14 protein-coding genes and 1 pseudogene are annotated in these 15640 nt (G+C 57.7%); 10 read left to right on the forward strand and 5 right to left on the reverse strand.

What is annotated here, in order from left to right; genetic code table 11:
• The first annotated feature begins 1 nt into the window (after window position 1).
• Window positions 2-1453: a chromate efflux transporter gene (chrA, locus tag EDB94_RS01445; RefSeq protein WP_219908299.1), complete on the forward strand. Its 1452-nt coding sequence runs from the start codon at window positions 2-4 to the stop codon at window positions 1451-1453.
• Window positions 1454-1945: 492 nt separating this feature from the next.
• On the opposite strand, the gene EDB94_RS01450 is transcribed toward chrA, so the two are convergent.
• The 4 genes from EDB94_RS01450 to EDB94_RS01470 all read right to left on the reverse strand — a co-directional run bounded on the left by EDB94_RS01450 (window position 1946) and on the right by EDB94_RS01470 (window position 8783).
• Window positions 1946-4534, reverse strand: a complete 2589-nt coding sequence (locus EDB94_RS01450; RefSeq protein WP_108019879.1) for a DEAD/DEAH box helicase — start codon at window positions 4532-4534, stop codon at window positions 1946-1948.
• Between the two features lie 3 nt (window positions 4535-4537).
• Window positions 4538-6673 carry a site-specific DNA-methyltransferase gene (locus tag EDB94_RS01455; protein WP_108019881.1) on the reverse strand — a complete coding sequence of 712 codons (2136 nt, stop codon included), beginning with the start codon at window positions 6671-6673 and terminating at the stop codon, window positions 4538-4540.
• Window positions 6674-6947: 274 nt separating this feature from the next.
• Window positions 6948-7511 (reverse strand): recombinase family protein, encoded by a 564-nt coding sequence (locus tag EDB94_RS01460; RefSeq protein ID WP_108019883.1) that lies wholly within the window; start codon window positions 7509-7511, stop codon window positions 6948-6950.
• A 429-nt stretch (window positions 7512-7940) separates the two neighbouring features.
• Entirely contained in the window at window positions 7941-8783 is an 843-nt protein-coding gene (locus EDB94_RS01470; protein WP_057387757.1) for an AraC family transcriptional regulator, read from the reverse strand.
• A gap of 117 nt (window positions 8784-8900) precedes the next feature.
• Here EDB94_RS01470 and EDB94_RS01475 point away from each other — a divergent pair, with 117 nt between their 5' ends.
• The 4 genes from EDB94_RS01475 (at window position 8901) to EDB94_RS20815 (ending at window position 10684) form a co-directional block, all read left to right on the forward strand.
• Window positions 8901-9434 carry a carboxymuconolactone decarboxylase family protein gene (locus EDB94_RS01475; RefSeq protein WP_020309197.1) on the forward strand — a complete coding sequence of 178 codons (534 nt, stop codon included), beginning with the start codon at window positions 8901-8903 and terminating at the stop codon, window positions 9432-9434.
• A 27-nt stretch (window positions 9435-9461) separates the two neighbouring features.
• Entirely contained in the window at window positions 9462-10010 is a 549-nt protein-coding gene (locus EDB94_RS01480; protein ID WP_003465000.1) for a cytochrome P460 family protein, read from the forward strand.
• Between the two features lie 73 nt (window positions 10011-10083).
• A complete protein-coding gene (locus EDB94_RS01485) occupies window positions 10084-10569 on the forward strand; it encodes a uracil-DNA glycosylase family protein (RefSeq protein ID WP_020309195.1) in 486 nt (161 codons plus the stop codon).
• Complete coding sequence (locus tag EDB94_RS20815; protein WP_223866296.1) at window positions 10472-10684, forward strand: hypothetical protein; 213 nt, start codon at window positions 10472-10474, stop codon at window positions 10682-10684. Before EDB94_RS01485 ends, EDB94_RS20815 begins: the two co-directional genes overlap by 98 nt.
• 183 nt (window positions 10685-10867) lie before the next feature.
• On the opposite strand, the gene EDB94_RS01495 is transcribed toward EDB94_RS20815, so the two are convergent.
• A complete protein-coding gene (locus EDB94_RS01495) occupies window positions 10868-11752 on the reverse strand; it encodes a LysR family transcriptional regulator (RefSeq protein WP_003465017.1) in 885 nt (294 codons plus the stop codon).
• Window positions 11753-11866: 114 nt separating this feature from the next.
• Between EDB94_RS01495 and argC the strand changes: the two genes are divergently transcribed.
• The 5 genes and pseudogenes from argC to EDB94_RS20990 form a co-directional block, all read left to right on the forward strand.
• Complete coding sequence (argC, locus tag EDB94_RS01500) at window positions 11867-12796, forward strand: N-acetyl-gamma-glutamyl-phosphate reductase (protein WP_003465021.1); 930 nt, start codon at window positions 11867-11869, stop codon at window positions 12794-12796.
• A 413-nt stretch (window positions 12797-13209) separates the two neighbouring features.
• Window positions 13210-13365 (forward strand): annotated as a pseudogene (locus EDB94_RS20820) (OmpA family protein); the annotation flags it as partial.
• A gap of 414 nt (window positions 13366-13779) precedes the next feature.
• Window positions 13780-14406, forward strand: a complete 627-nt coding sequence (locus EDB94_RS01510) for a DNA methyltransferase (RefSeq protein ID WP_003465024.1) — start codon at window positions 13780-13782, stop codon at window positions 14404-14406.
• Window positions 14407-14430: 24 nt separating this feature from the next.
• A complete protein-coding gene (locus EDB94_RS01515; protein ID WP_003465026.1) occupies window positions 14431-15459 on the forward strand; it encodes an IS30 family transposase in 1029 nt (342 codons plus the stop codon).
• Between the two features lie 36 nt (window positions 15460-15495).
• Window positions 15496-15640 (forward strand): HAMP domain-containing protein (locus EDB94_RS20990; protein WP_404935305.1); only part of this gene is annotated, 145 nt, incomplete at its 3' end.

The following is a 15640-nucleotide window of genomic DNA, read 5'->3' on the forward strand; positions in this document are numbered from 1 at the left end:
CATGCCGGAGTCGTCCCACTCCACCGATACAGCCCACAGAACCCAACAAGACACCGTGCCATCGGGTGGCGATCGCAACGAGTTTGGTCATGAGATTACGTTTGGGGAAGCGGTGCGCGTCTGGCTAAGGATTGCAATGCTGAGTTTCGGCGGTCCTGCCGGCCAAATCGCCGTCATGCATCGTATTCTGGTGGATGAAAAGCGATGGGTCAGCGAAAGCCGGTTTCTGCACGCCCTGAACTACTGCATGGTACTGCCCGGGCCGGAAGCCCAACAACTGGCTACTTATATCGGCTGGCTGCTGCATGGCGTCAAGGGTGGGCTCGTGGCCGGCGGACTGTTTGTGTTGCCGGGTTTTTTGAGCATCCTGGTGTTGAGCGTGCTTTATGCGGGCTTTCAGGATGCAACCCTGGTGCAGGCGCTTTTCTTTGGGATTAAAGCGGCGGTGTTGGCGATCGTGATTCAGGCCGTCATCCGGATCGGTAAGCGCGCGCTCAAGAATGCCTATATGTACATCTTGGCGGCCCTTGCTTTCATTGCCATCTTTTTGTTCGCTGTCCCGTTCCCGGTAGTGATCCTGACTGCTGCCGTTATTGGCCTGCTGGGGCGGTACATGGACCCGGAACGATTCGTGGTCATCAAGGGACATGACACGCCCGAGGATGGTGAACGGGCGATCGACACCATGATGGATGGCGGTGCCGCACATCATACCAAGGCAACGCGCAAGCGGGCGCTCAAGGTACTCGCGGTCTGGCTACCGCTGTGGTTCACACCGCTAGTTGTATTGGCTGTATCGCTGGGCTTTGACGATGTCTTCACCCAAATAGGGCTTTTCTTCAGCAAGCTGGCCGTCCTCACCTTCGGTGGTGCTTATTCAGTATTGGCTTATATGGCACAGGAGGCCGTACAGAACTATGGCTGGCTTGCGCCAGGGGAAATGCTGGATGGTTTGGGCATGGCAGAGACCACGCCCGGCCCCTTGATTCAGGTAGTACAGTTCGTGGGCTTCATGGGCGCTTTCCGCGACGCAGGCCCCCTCGATCCTTTTACAGCGGGCATTCTTGCATCGATTCTGGCTACCTGGGTGACCTTTGTTCCCTGTTTTCTGTGGATATTCCTGGGCGCACCCTATGTAGAAAGGCTGCGCGGGAACCAGGCGGTGAGTGCTGCGTTATCGGCGGTCACCGCCGCCGTTGTGGGCGTGATGCTGAACCTGGCTATCTGGTTCGCGGTGCATGTCGCTTTCGCCGAAGTAGATACGGTTCGGACCTTTGGCATGCAGTTAATGGTGCCGACATGGGGCAGTATTCAGATCGCCAGTGTGGTGCTTGCACTGGCCGCCTTTATTGCCATGTTACGCTTCAAGGTGGGCATGTTGCCGGTGATCTTAGTCAGTTCGCTACTGGGCATCGCTTATTACCTGTTGTTCGGAGGCACGCCGAGCCTGTGAGCAGCGTGTCAGGCCTCTTTTTAGGAATGTCCACAGTAACGGGGTAGAACCCATTAAGCGCAGGCGCGACGAAGCCCATTTCATTGCGCCTTCGGTTCCATTCCATGGGCGCGCATACTGCAAGCGCTATTCGTCTTACTCGAATGTCCGCTTTGCGACCAAACTGCACTTTGGAGAACACATGCGCGCGTTGCTCGACGGGCCATGAGTCAATTACTGCACTGCGTGTAAGAGAAAAATGGCGAGGCTCGGGATATTCGCAGGAAACCTCAGAGTCACTGGGCTACAGGCAAATCCAACAAAAACTCATGAACCTTTCGGTACACTGCATGTGCTTTAACATAAGATAGATTATGCGCAGCGGATTTTCATCTCGAACAGACGGCCACCACAGCCGGCAGCGGGATCAAAGGCACATCCGTGTGCCCGCTTCGTTATTTTTTCTTCCGAGGCGATTTACCCTTTTCCCGTACGATTTCCCGCGGGAGGATTTTAATAGTCGTCAGCCAATATGCTACTAAACAATCCAGCGGTCTCTGTGGCATCAGTGATGGCTTGTCGTACCTCAGACTTGGTCAGGTCAAGTACTCTAAGTTTATCCTTCACTTCTGCCACTGATTCAACGCGGCGGTATGCACCGGCGTGCCTCTCTGCATACATAGCTAGTCCTTGCAGTTTGGGCAAAGCATCGGCTAAGTGGAGTCCATGTGGGTCAACAATATCCGCGACAACTTGGCCATCTTGCTCGGCAAAGAAGATGAAATCAGGGCGCAGGATTTTGTACTGGCCAGCTTCCTGGTAGGCGATACCCAGCGACGACTGCCCTGGCTGCTGCGGATTGCGGTACCAGGATGTGAAGCCCGGCCTGGCCGATTCAGTCTCGACAACGGTACGCTCCCAGTCATTCATGTCAGCCGGGTACTTTCCTGCTTGATCGCATAGCAAGTGACTATCCCAGACCGGGAAGACTCTCACCTTGCCGTTTTCGTTCGCCTTGGTCGCCTCATAACGGGCCTCTGGCTTCAGCAACCCTGCGTCTTGCGGCTCCGTGCTCATTTCGATGATCTGCCGATAGGATTCCCTTCGATCATCGCTCAGGGCCTTGATCTGCTCCCGATACTTGGACAGCCAGGCCTTCGCCAGTTTGTCCGCCTCGGCATCGAAATAAGCTTGTGCCTCCATAACCAGGCCCAAGCCAGCAACGGTTACGCGAGCTTCAACGATGGCTTCCAGGAATGCTTCCGGGTCGTCATCCCGGTCGGCCTCCTGGCTGGCCAAATGGTCAACATACGAATGGGCAATCGCCGGGCTGAAAATGCGAGCTGCGCGCCGGTAGGCGTCGTCGATTACCGCCACGTCGGCATCTTCCCAGAACTGTTCCAGGCTGCGCCCCTGGCCCAGCATGTCCGCTTTCACTGTCTTGCCGTCCACAACCAACACGGACTGCCGCTTATCCTTGATCTTGGCTGCGTTGTCGGCCTGAAACTTATCCAGGGATGCGTGCATTTCGGCATGGGCCAGCCTGCCTGCACCAGGGAGGATATCGTCGGACGCCAACTCATGGGCCAGCGCAGTCAACCTGACAGCAGGCTTGGCACCACGCTGCGGGCGTGTCTGCGACGGCAACGCCTCGAATGCCTCCCACACGGCAGGCGAAACAGCGGGATTTGGCACCACTTCAATGTAGTCAATCAAGACTCGGCCTGGCGTTGCCGCCTCGCTGCCGGTCGTCAACTCATCAACAACCTGCTCTACAGCCTTGCGATTGAATTTTGGCAGTAAGCAGTCCACCGCATTCAAGCGGTCATTACCAGGTATACGGCGAGCTAGTGGCGAACGCACAAGACGGCCCAATAACTGCGTAATGTGCTCCTTTTCCTTTGCTGCACGGAAAGAAACCATGACCTCGGCTCGCGGACAATCCCAGCCGGTGCTGATGGCGTCCTTAGCAATCAAGACCCGCACCCATGTTGACTCCTCGACTCGCTGAGGCTCGATGTAGGGCACGTCGCGGTTACCGAAGCGCTGTGTAGTGTGATCCCCGAAAACGTGCGCCACGCTGGCAGATGGCAGCTCAGGGTAGCGCTCGAAAACGGTATCCAGCGCCCGCCCGATTTCATCGGGGTCAGGCGTGTTGGGAACCTGCAAAACCATCAACGGCACGACAATATGGGCTTCCTGCTGTTGCTTCGAGTAAGCAGCCCAAGCAGCGGTGGACTCTTTCAACTTGTCGGTCGCTCGACGCACCAGAACGGTATCGAAATCACCAACATTATCCGGTATATCCAGCAGGATGGTGTCTTTGATAAGGCCGGACTCTTGAACCTTGGAGGCATCAACTTCCACATTGGGCAGCTTGATGTGCTTGCCTGCTGACTCAATCGCCTTATTGAATCGCTCCACAGTGGCCGAGATACCCCACACAGCTGGAATGCCGGGGACGCTACCCACGCCATTGATGAGCCGTTGAACGATAGTATTCCTGTCGTTCTGGCTAGCTGCCGTCTGTTTGCCCATACCCCGGTGCGCCTCATCCAGCACGAGATACAGCGTCAAATCCGGGTCTTCAATGGTGTTCTTTATGGTATCCCAGATAGTGTACGCACGCAGGTCAGGGCGCATGTCGGGAAACGTGCCATCCACTTTAGCCGCCATTTCCTCGGGATCATGGCCACGCACCAGTAGGCTATTCTTGCTTAGCTTCTGGGTATTGAGAAAGTAGATTTTCCCGGCTTGGAACTTCGGCCTGTTGAAGGTGTTTTCGATCACCACCAAGTCGGTGTAGTTAATACGATCACTGGCCTCGATAAAACGAAAGCGGGTTTGCTCGTTCAACGAGGGGTCATCGCTGAACCAGATCACCACTGCACCAGGGTCGGCATCAAAGCTGAACTCATCGTCACCGTGAAACAGCGCCTCGAACGTGGCCGCCGCCATTACCGTTTTACCTGCGCCGGTTACTGCGGTGAGCGAGAATGCCGTCCTGTCAGATTCACTGTGCCAAAGGCGACGGGCCTTGCCCAGGTTATTCAAGGAGTCGCGGACGGCGTCGCGCTGATAGTCTTTGAGCGTGAACTTCATCCGTTATTCTCCGTTGGTAAAGCTGAAGTTGGTGAGATAAGACTCGTACAGGCGCACTGGCTCAACGCCATCGGGCAACCGCTTGGCGATTGCCTGGAAGCGGCGGTCATCGTCAGTAACGATATAGGCAATGCGTACCCCATCCACCTGGGCCAGTGCCTCGATAAAGGGTGTAGCTGCATCCACGTTGTTTAGCAGTGCATAGGCATCGGCCACCGCCCATCCATCGGCGGGCAGCTTGTCAATACGACGCCCACGCGCTCCAGCGCGCAACCACAGTAAGGGCGCGATTCGGCTAAACGCCAGGTTGTGGCTGACCGATAATGGGGTTTCATAGGTCAGGGTGAAAAATTCGGCGTTTTCCTCGAAACCTTCTGCTATCGGGAATTCGTCGATAAACTTGTAATCGCCCTTAATCGGCTGACCGTCCGGAGTATTGCCTGTGATGGCAGCGGCAACACGCGGCTTGGTGATGTAGTCGCAGATACCCAGCCTCTCCCAATCGGGATCACCTGGACGTAGTCCCGCCTGGCGCAGAGCGGCTTGCTCATCGGAACGAACTTCGTTATTAGTGACGCATATCGACTGTCGTCGACCACCGTCCTGTCGATTGAGGCGCATCACCGCATGCGCGGTTGATCCTGAACCACTGAAAAAATCGAGGATAACAGCGTCGGGCTTCCCTCGAACAATTATGCGAAGGGCGTCTTCAACAGCATAAAGACTCTTGGGGAACGGAAATGCGCGACCATTGCCCAAAAACTTTCCGACTAAATCGGTGCCGTACGCGCCGGCGTCGTGCTTTGTCCTGTGCCAAACGGTACGGACTTTTCTGGTCGCAGCACCGTCGTAAACTACATCTGCAACCCCAGTCACTGGATCTCGAGCCAGCACGACTAAGGTTCCATTTTCAATTTCCTTACGAAGCTGTTCGGACAGGTACGAAAAGCCCCACGTTTTGCGTTTCTTGTCATACGCTCCAAGCGCTACAAAGCCCTTTTTGACAAGATCGTTAAATGTACTGACTCCGACTCCCCATCTTCCAAGCGTTAGGTTTTTGCGTACAGGCCAGACCGCAACGTTACCGTCCGAATCAGTTAGGTTAAAGTCGGGTTCTTGTCCAAGAGGAAGGTATTGGCCTGCTTTCACAATCTTCTTGGTCTTGGGGTTGATCCAGATAGGGTAAAACATCTGTTCACGATCTTTTCTTTCCGCTTCATCCCCTGATCGAAGTAATCCTTTCCACCGAGGGCGTGCGTGGCCATCATCAGATGCTTTCGAGTCCGTCGTTGTCAAGAGATCATCGTCCCCTGCGAAGATTTTGCTCTCAGGACCGAAACAGAAGAACGCATATTCCTCCACACGTGAAAGATAACCTTGTGTCACACCCTTAGGGTTGATCACGATTGTGACCTGCTGGATAGTGAACCCCTCTAATGTTTGTTCCAGCAACAACCCTAAGCGACGAACCTCGTGCTCGTCTATTGTGACTATTAAAGTACCTGACGGCTTAAGTAGCTCCTTCGCGATTAGCAAGCGCCGCTCCATGAAAGCAAGCCACTTGGAATGGCGATAAATATCGTCCTCGCCAACATAGTTGTTATTGTACTTCCAGTCACTCGCGCCCGAGTTGTAAGGCGGGTCAATATATATGGCGTCAACATTGCCGCGATGGGTATAAGTTAGTGCCTTGAGGGCATGATAGTTTTCACCATTAATGACCGTATGGCACGGCTTATCGCCGCCACGCAGCACCTTGCCGGTACTGACCAGGCCCGGATAGATGGTGTCGCGGAACTCGGCCACCACCACTAGGTCATCCAGCGCCACGGTTTGCGTTTCGCTCTCTTCGGCACCCAGTAACTCCAAAACAGCCGACTTCTTGGCTCTTTGGATACTCTTCACCTGCCACAGCCGCTGATCTCCATTCTTGGTGGAACCACGCTCCGGCAATACGCGTACCTTGTCACCCTTCCGAATCGGTCGCAGCGGCAATTCTACCGCTTCCGGGCTATGACGCTCGAAGTTCAGCCCGAAGGGTAACCGTGACGACAGCATTCTGAACTCTCGATCCAGCTCGGCCCCTAACGCCGCGTCTTTGGCTTTTGCCTTGGCAATCAAATCGGTCAGTCGTGACACTAACGGCTCCTAATTCTTTTGGTTTTGCTATTAATTGGCCAAACTTGCTTATGTTTTCCACGGGTTGATTGCTGTTACACCCGCGGCCTAAAAAGTGCTGCTATCTCTTGTGGCTACTGAAAAGCCATTGATGACCGCAGTGGCAGCAACCAATAGCTTTGCTTTTAGACCTTGGAATAGATGTGAGTGGTTATATTCGAGCAGGGTCGTCCTCTAATTAACGAATGCGCTATGCCAAACCAAACCTACCAAACCATGGATAATTTCCCGCGCTTTACATAGCGTACCCTTCACGCTTAAGTGAAGTGTTCAACGTTGTCCGGCTGACGTGGAAGTGCAGGGCAACTTCTGTTTTGGTCACCATCGGATCGGACAGCATAGCCGCCGCTTTTTTCACATCTGAGCCGGTCATAACAGGCTTTCTTCCACCCATTCGCCCACGAGCTCGGGCAGCCTGTAATCCAGCCATCGTCCGCTCCCTAATCAGATCACGCTCAAACTCAGCCAGTGCCCCAAAAATGTGGAACACCAGGCGACCACCCGAGCTGGTTGTGTCGATTGATTCCGTTAGGGACTTAAAGCCGATTCCGCGATCCTGGAGATCCTGAACAATCTCCACCAGGTCCTTCAATGAACGAGCGAGGCGATCCAGCTTCCACACGACCAAGACATCGCCCGGCCGGAGCATACGGAGGCACTGCGACAATTCGGGTCGCTCACGTAGGGTTCCGGTAAATTTTTCCTGGAATACCTGTTCAGCCCCGGCTTTCTCCAAGGCGTCCACTTGGAATTCGGGATTTTGGTCGTTAGTGCTGACGCGCGCATAACCTATGATCATGAAAGGTACCTTTTCTGCTCATAGATTGTTGTACGTGATTGTTGAACATGAAACAAGCCGAAATCGAGTATTTTTGTGTCGTTTTCAGAAGACGGCTGCACTGAACGTCAGAAGCCGACTGCACTATAGCAGCGGAGGGGTTGGATCCATCAGGCAACGACGGGCTGCTGCCGGCCAATAGCCGACAATGACGACACTGGAAATCCCCGCCTGTGAGCGTCGGCTCAGGGCGGGACAGCGTCATCCAGCTACCTGCGCCACTGACTCAGCCTTGTCCAGCCGGCCGCGCCGCACGAACAGACTGACCAGCCGTTGACGGATCGCCACCTGGAGTTCCGCCAGTTGTTCCGGCGTGATGCGAATTTCACCCGCTCGACGAGCGCAACACCGGCGCCGCCTACGCCAAGAACCGGCGAATCGAACTCAAACTCACGAACCGCTGAGCGCCGCGTCACCGCGCTGCTGCGCCAGCCAGTCGCGCGGGGCGCAGCCCATGCGCACGCGGAAGGCGCGCGCCAGAGCGTTCGGGCTGCCGTAGCCGACGCGGTCGGCCACCACCGCCACCGGCCGCCCCTGCTTGAGCAGGGTGCAACTGACGTTCATCCGCCAGTCGGCCAGATAGTCGCCCGGCGTGACGCCCACCGCGTCCTTGAACGCGGCGGCGAAGCGCGCGCGTGACATGCCCGCCTTCGCCGCCAGCGCCTCGAGCGACCACGCGGTCTGCGGCGCATCGTGCATGGCGGTTATGGCGCGCGCGAGTTTCGGGTCGGCCAGGCCCGCCAGCAGTCCGGTGGCGCCAAGCCGCCCATCCATCAGATAACGCAGCAACTGGATCAGTAGCAACTCGCACAAGCGGTCGATGGCGGCCTGCCGACCGCACTGGTCGCGCTCGGCTTCGGCAAACAGCAACTCTAGCGTCGGCCCGAGGCCGGGCAAGTCCGCCAACGGAATCAGCAGCATCGACGGCAAGGCCATGGCCAACGGATTGCCCGTCGAAGCGCCCAGGTCGACCTCCGCACACAACCGCTCAGCGGTATCGCCGGGGGCGGCGACAAAACGATGCGACGCCCCGCGCGGATAAAACAGCAGGCTCGGCTCGGTAACCAGCAGATCTTCATGCACGGGCGAACGCGCCGTAATCGGGCCGCGCCGCACCAGATGGATATAGCCATGCGGCGCCGCGTAATGATGCTGCCCACAGAAGGCGCCGCTGTGAAAAACGCGCGCCGAAAGCGAGTAGTGCCGGAGCAAGCCGGCCAGTCGATCCGCCATTCCACTCTCCATATAAGACGATAGGTTACGTATTTGATACTTTACGTGCCATATCGTACCAAACAAAGGGCGATCATGCCCACGTGCTCTTGCACCTCACCCACTACGGAGATAGACATGACCCAAATCGCCCCCCTGACCATCGACACCGCTGACGCCGCTACCGCTGCCACACTCAAGGCCGTCAAAGCCAAGCTTGGCATGGTGCCGAACCTGTTCGCCACGCTGGCCCACGCGCCGGCGGCGCTCAATGGCTACCTCGGCTTGTCCGAAACGCTGGGCACCGGCCGCCTGAATGCCTCCCAGCGCGAGATCGTTGCGCTCGCTGCCGGTCAAGCCAATCGCTGCCAGTATTGCCTGAGCGCACACACCCTGATCGGCAAAGGTGCCGGACTGTCGGCAGAGGCCATCGCCGCGGCCCGCACCGGCCAGGCGGCCAACGCACTTGACGATGCAATCGCCGGCTTTGCCCGCGCGCTGGTCGAGCAACGCGGCGTGGTGTCGGCCGACGCCATGGCCAACTACCGCCGCGCGGGGCTCGACGACGGCCTGATACTGGAAGTGATCGCCAACGTCGCGCTGAACACGCTCACCAACTACACCAACCACATCGCCGACACCACGGTGGATTTCCCCGTGGTCGCCGTCTGATCTCCATAGGCATATAAGGAGAACACGATGAAAATCGCACTCACCGGCGCTCTGCTCGCCAGCGCCCTCGTCCTGCCACTGGCCGTCACGGCCGGCGACTTTTCGCCCTATGTGGACAGCCAGGGCGGCATCAGCCGCCCCACAGACTTCCGCACAAACTTCGTCCACCTGGGCTCATATGCGGTGTTGGACGAAAAATCCGCCTCTCGCGGCTTGCACGATGTGTACACCGAAAAGGCCTCGGCCGAGCACTACCGCAAGACCGGCAAGTTCTTGGACGGCGCCACGCTGGTGAAAGAGATCCGCAAGCTCGAAACCAGCGCCATGACCACTGGCAACCCTGTGGTCTGGGGTTCCGATGCGGCCGTGTGGTTCGTGATGGTCAAGGACGCCAAAGGCCGTTTCGCCAGCAACCCCTTGTGGGGCGACGGCTGGGGCTGGGCGCTGTTCAAGGCCGACGCCCCCGCCAAGAATGTCGCCGTCAGCTACGAAGCCGACTGCATGGGCTGCCATGTGCCGGCGGCCAAGACCGACCGCGTATTCATCCAGGGCTATCCGACACTGACCCAGCACTGACTTGCTGCCGGGTTACGCTTCGCGCAGGATGGCACCTCCGTCCTGCGCGAGCCACCCTTTCCGGAAGCGCGCCATGCCGACACTCGACGCCTTTCTGACCGACGTCCGCGCCTGCACGCGCTGCGCACCGCATCTGCCACACGGCGTGCAGCCGGTCTTCCAGTTTCACCCGAGTGCGCCCATCCTCATCGCCGGCCAAGCACCGGGGGCCCGGGTCCATGCCTCAGGCGTGCCCTTCGACGACGCCAGCGGCGCGCGTCTGCGCGCCTGGCTGGGCGTGGACCGCGACACCTTCTACGACCCTACCCGCATCGCCATTCTGCCCATGGGCTTCTGTTATCCGGGCACCGGCAAAAGCGGTGACCTGCCGCTACGCCCGGAGTGCGCCCCCCGCCTGGCGCGAAGCCTTCATGCAGCGTTTCGAGCGCCTGTCGCTGGTCATCGTGCTGGGCAGCTACGCCATGGACTACCACCTCGGTACTGGCAAGACGCCGCTCACCCGGGTGGTCGAAGCCTGGCGCGAGCACTGGCCGCAAGCGTTCCCCCTGCCTCACCCTAGCCCGCGCAACAATCGCTGGCTGGTGCGCAACCCCTGGTTCCAACAAGACGTGCTGCCCGCGCTGCAAGCACGCGTCCAGGCAGTCCTCACCGCCAACCCCAAGGAAACCCCATGACCGACGACACCGCCGCCATTACCGAGCTGCTGCACAAGTACTACGACACCCTGGCCTGGGCGAACGGAGACAGGCACCGGCTTTGGAGCGATGAACGACGGCTTCAGGTGCGGTAGCTGACGCCTGGGACCTCAATCACCGTATGACCGGGTCGAAAGCGGTCCTTTCTCTGACAACATCGCCCTAGCCCGCACTCAACCCCCACAACACATCCAGCACATGTTGCGTAGGCCGCTCGACGTCCCCACCACGGTGGGCAATACCAAGTTGACGCCACAATAAGGGCTGTAATGGCCGCATGACGATCCTGGTATCGGGCAATGGCGTGGAGGCTTCATGCGGCAACAACGTCGCACCATAACCGGCCGCCACTAGGCTTTTGATCGCATCGTTGTAGTTCAGTTGAATACGCGGCGTGGGCTGCCGTCCATCACTGGCGAACCACTCCGAGGTCAAGCGCGAAAGCCGAGTAGTTTTGTCATTCAGAATTAATGGCTGGGCGGCCAGCCAACCGGGGGTCACAACATCCGGGCATTCCCAGCGAGCCGGCAAGAAGGCCATGACCGGGTCCCGCCGCCATGGCTCGATCCGCAATTCCTTCACCGGGGTCTGTGGCAGCGCGACCAGACCGATCTCCAAAGAGCCCTCGGCAAGCTTCTTCAAAGTTTCCTGCGACGTGAGCACCGCGACCTGCACATCGATAGCGGGATGGCGTTGGCCCAACGTCTCCAAAGCTTGCGGCATCAACTGTGCGATGGCCCCTGTGGAGGCACCCAGCCGCACACGCCCGGCCAAGCCCTGCACCTGACGCTCCACGTCCTCAAGCGCCTGCTCCGCATCCGCCAACAGGCGCCGCGCGCGCTCCACCAGCGTTTCTCCAATCGCCGAAGGCTGAATGCGCCCACGTGTGCGCGACAACAGCTTTCCGCCAACCCGCGACTCCAGGTCGGCAATATGCAAACTGACCGTGGGTGGCGCGAGGTGCAGCACACGGGCCGCCTCGGCAAACGAACCCAGGTCGGCAATGGCCACCAACGTGCGCAGACGGTCCAGGCTGATTTCGCGCATGAGTCACTCCTTGTTCAGAAAAGCTGAATTTCATCGTTTAGAAATTCAACTTTTCCTATCTTAGCCCCTCACTGAAGATTGGAACTCCTGATTTCCTATGTCCGAGAGCATTCCATGGCAAGTCCTCTTATATTCATCGACGGCGACCAAGGCACCACCGGGTTGCAAATCCATCAACGTCTACGCGACCGGACCGATCTGCGGCTTATCACGCTCAGCCCCGAACATCGCAAGGATCCGCAACGTCGCGCCGAAATCATCAACGCCTGCGACATCGCGATTCTCTGCTTGCCCGACCAAGCCGCACGCGACGCTGTAGCGAGCATCGAAAACCCCGCCGTTCGGGTGATCGATGCGAGTTCGGCGCACCGCACCCATCCAGACTGGACCTATGGTTTCGCGGAGATGAACTCGCAGCAGGCCCAACGCATCGCCACGGCACGGCGGGTCAGCAATCCCGGTTGCTATCCCACGGGGGCGATAGGGCTGCTGCGCCCATTGCTGGAGGCCGGGTTGCTGCCCAGGGACTATCCGACGAACATTCATGCTGTGTCGGGCTATTCCGGAAAAGGGCGCGTTGGCGTGCAAGAGCATGAGGGAGAGGGCGCATCACAGGCGCCCGCGTTTCAGGTTTATGGTCTGGGGCTGGCACACAAACATATTCCGGAGATTCAGCAGCAAAGCGGTCTGATGGAGCGGCCGATGTTTGTGCCGGCTTATGGGGCTTTTCGGCAGGGGATCGTGCTGACCATACCGTTGCAACTTCGCTTGTTGGCGCCGGGCGTGGATGCGGTGCGGTTGCATGCGTGTCTTATGCAGCACTACGTCGATGCGGACCATGTACAGGTGATGTCGATGCAGGAGGCCAAAGGGTTGACGTGCCTTGATCCTCAGGCGCTTAACGGGACTGATAGTTTGCGATTGGTGGTGTGTGAAAATGATGAGACGGGGCAGGTTTTGTTGGCTGCGGTGTTTGACAATCTTGGGAAGGGAGCCGCTGGAGCGGCGGTGCAGAATCTGGATTTGATGGTTGCAGGAACATGACTCCGACTACCCACTGGCTCTAGAGTCTATGGCTCGAATTTTCGAGCGGTTGTTTCCTCTCTGTTTATGGCCTGGCATCGACGGCATTAAACGAGTCGAAAACAGAATCTACGCGTGTCAGCAGTTTGCAATCCAGTCAGGCTTTGAAGTTAAACGGTCGTCCACGACAGGCAGCAATCGGCCAACAGCGGCCGTTTTAGAGTAGGGAAAATAAATCCCCTTTTCTGCTGTCTACGCTTCGCAGCGCCGGTTACCCGGTCACCACGCAAGACTCGCTTCCGGTCGGTGGCTAACCTTTACCGGGCGGGGGTCATACCCGCTGGGTTTCTTACGCCATTTCGTGACGGCTTGCGCCGTCATTCCCAGGCGACCAAGCTTTGCCTGGCGCACATAAATCAGTCCCCTTTTTCTCTTTGCGCAGCAATGGCGTCGATCCTTCGCGCCTGCAAACCTTTGGTGCAGGCTCCAGCTCGCCCATTGCCCCCAACGACACCGCCGAGGGTCGCGCCCAAAATCGCCGCGTTGAAATCAAACTGGTGCCCCGTAGCGGCGCTGTAGCTCAAGGGTAATGGTGCCTTGGTGCTCTTTTCGTCGGATGCCCAGCTATCTTTTAATGGGTTACGGGCGATTTGCAGTGGGCTCCAAAACCTGGCCTCAGGAGGTGCAAGCTCCCGTGGCACCGGCTTTGGACTGGGCAGACCAATACGCCGGCCCATAAGCCCATAAGGATCCCGGCCTCGGCCGGGTTCTTTATGCCCGCTTCGCGGGCTTGAGCCCAGAAGGGAGCGGCGTGCGCCGGATTCGCATCTGCCAGCCAGTACGCAGCCCGTTTGGAACTCAGTTGATCCGTCTTTTTCAACGGTTTAACAGCCAAATCAATACGTTCACAAGTACACTCGCCACCCTAGGGATGGTGAAGCATCCACGAGCGGTACTAGAATTTTCAGCTTTTCGGTGCCGCCGCACGAATTCAAGGGGCAAGCATGGATTACGAACAACTGCCGAGGGCCGCCTTGGTCCGTATGCTGCAGGAGCATGATGCGGCGCTTGCCGATGCTGGCAAGAATGGCATCGTTATGAGTTACACCGGGCGGGCTGCTCCCTGGCAGATCATCCGCCAGGTCAAGCCGAAGCTGCATCGTATTATCAAGAAAGTATCCTTTGGAGAGGAAACCGCCCAGTCAGAGAATGAGATCTGGGACGGTGAAAACCTTTCTGCGATGGTCACGCTCTATAAATATCGTGGTCAAGTTGATCTTGTAGTAACAGACCCGCCGTACAACACCGGCGAGGACTTCCGCTATAACGACAAGTGGGACAAGGATCCAAACGATCCAGATCTCGGCGATGTAGTTCCTAAAGATGATGGGTCCAAGCACAGCAAATGGTTGCGCTTCATGACACCCAGAATCTGGATGATGCGTGAGATGCTAACCCCAGGCGGGGTTATGGCTATCTGTATTGATCATAGGGAACTATTTAGACTTGGCATGCTCATGGACGAAATCTTCGGCGAAGAGAATCGCATTGGCATAATCAATTGGCAGAAAAGCTATTCACCTCGCAGTGATAATAAGGGGGCGGCGGCGAAAACTGAGTGCAACACCTGACCTTTCCGGTACGGTGCTGTCCCTATGTCTTATTCCGAACTCAGCGTTGAAGAGCGCGCCACCATTCAAATCGGTCATGCCCAAGGTTTCAGCCTGCGCGGGATTGCCTGCTTGATCAACCGATCCCCTTCGACCATCAGCCGGGAGCTGCGCCGCAATCGAGATGCCTGTGGCGGCTACTCGGCCCGCGTGGCCCAGCAGCAGATGCAGGCCCGCCGTCAGGTGTGTCGACCGAAGCAAAAGCTGTTGCCGGGTAGCGAGCGCTTCGAATTGGTGGCGCATATGCTGCGTGAGCGTTTGTCTCCCGAGCAGATTGCCGGCAAGCTGCGCAGCATGAATATTCCCAGCCTCAGAGATGCCTACGTCTGTCGCGAGACGATCTATAACGCGATCTATGCCTTGCCAGTCGGCGAGCTGCGTAAAGAGCTGATCATCTGCCTGCGCCAAAGCAAGACGATGCGCAGGCCGCGCTCTGGCGGCGTGGATCGGCGCGGTCAGATCCCTGAGAGGGTCAGTATTCATGTACGTCCGCCGGAGATCGAAGACCGACTGATGCCAGGGCATTGGGAAGGCGACCTGATCAAGGGCAAGGCCAACGCCTCGTCTGTAGGTACGCTGGTGGAGCGCACCAGTGGCTACCTGATGCTGGTGAAGATGAACGACGCGACGGCGACCTCGGCGATGGAAGGCTTCAGTGCAGCGCTCAATGGCATGCCGCTGGCGATGCGCAAGAGCATGACCTACGACCAGGGCCGAGAAATGGCGCGGCATGCTGAAATCACCCAGCAGACCGGGGTGGCGATTTACTTCTGCGACCCGCACAGCCCTTGGCAGCGCGGCAGTAACGAAAACATCAATGGCCTGATCCGCCAGTACCTGCCCAAAGGCACGGACTTGTCGGTGCATAGCCAGGAGGAACTGGATGCCATCGCACTGCAACTGAACATGCGCCCCCGTAAGCGCTTCGACTTCAAGTGTCCGATCGAGGTTATGGACGAGGTGATGCAGGAAGCTATGGCTATGCGGCATGATGCTCCAGCTTCAATTCAATAACCGTGTTGCACTCAGCTCCTGTAACCGCCCACTTTAATGTCAGGAAGCTTAAGCTCTGTTAGTGTTTTGGCTATTCTCTCTCCTCTTGGAAGACTGGTTGAAAGAGCCAGGAATATTTCCAATAACCCATTAAGTCAATCCCTCTACACTGGGCGCACCGATGAGTTTTTGGAAATATTCC

Source organism: Marinobacter sp. 3-2 (assembly GCF_003751355.1).
Classification (GTDB): domain Bacteria; phylum Pseudomonadota; class Gammaproteobacteria; order Pseudomonadales; family Oleiphilaceae; genus Marinobacter; species Marinobacter adhaerens.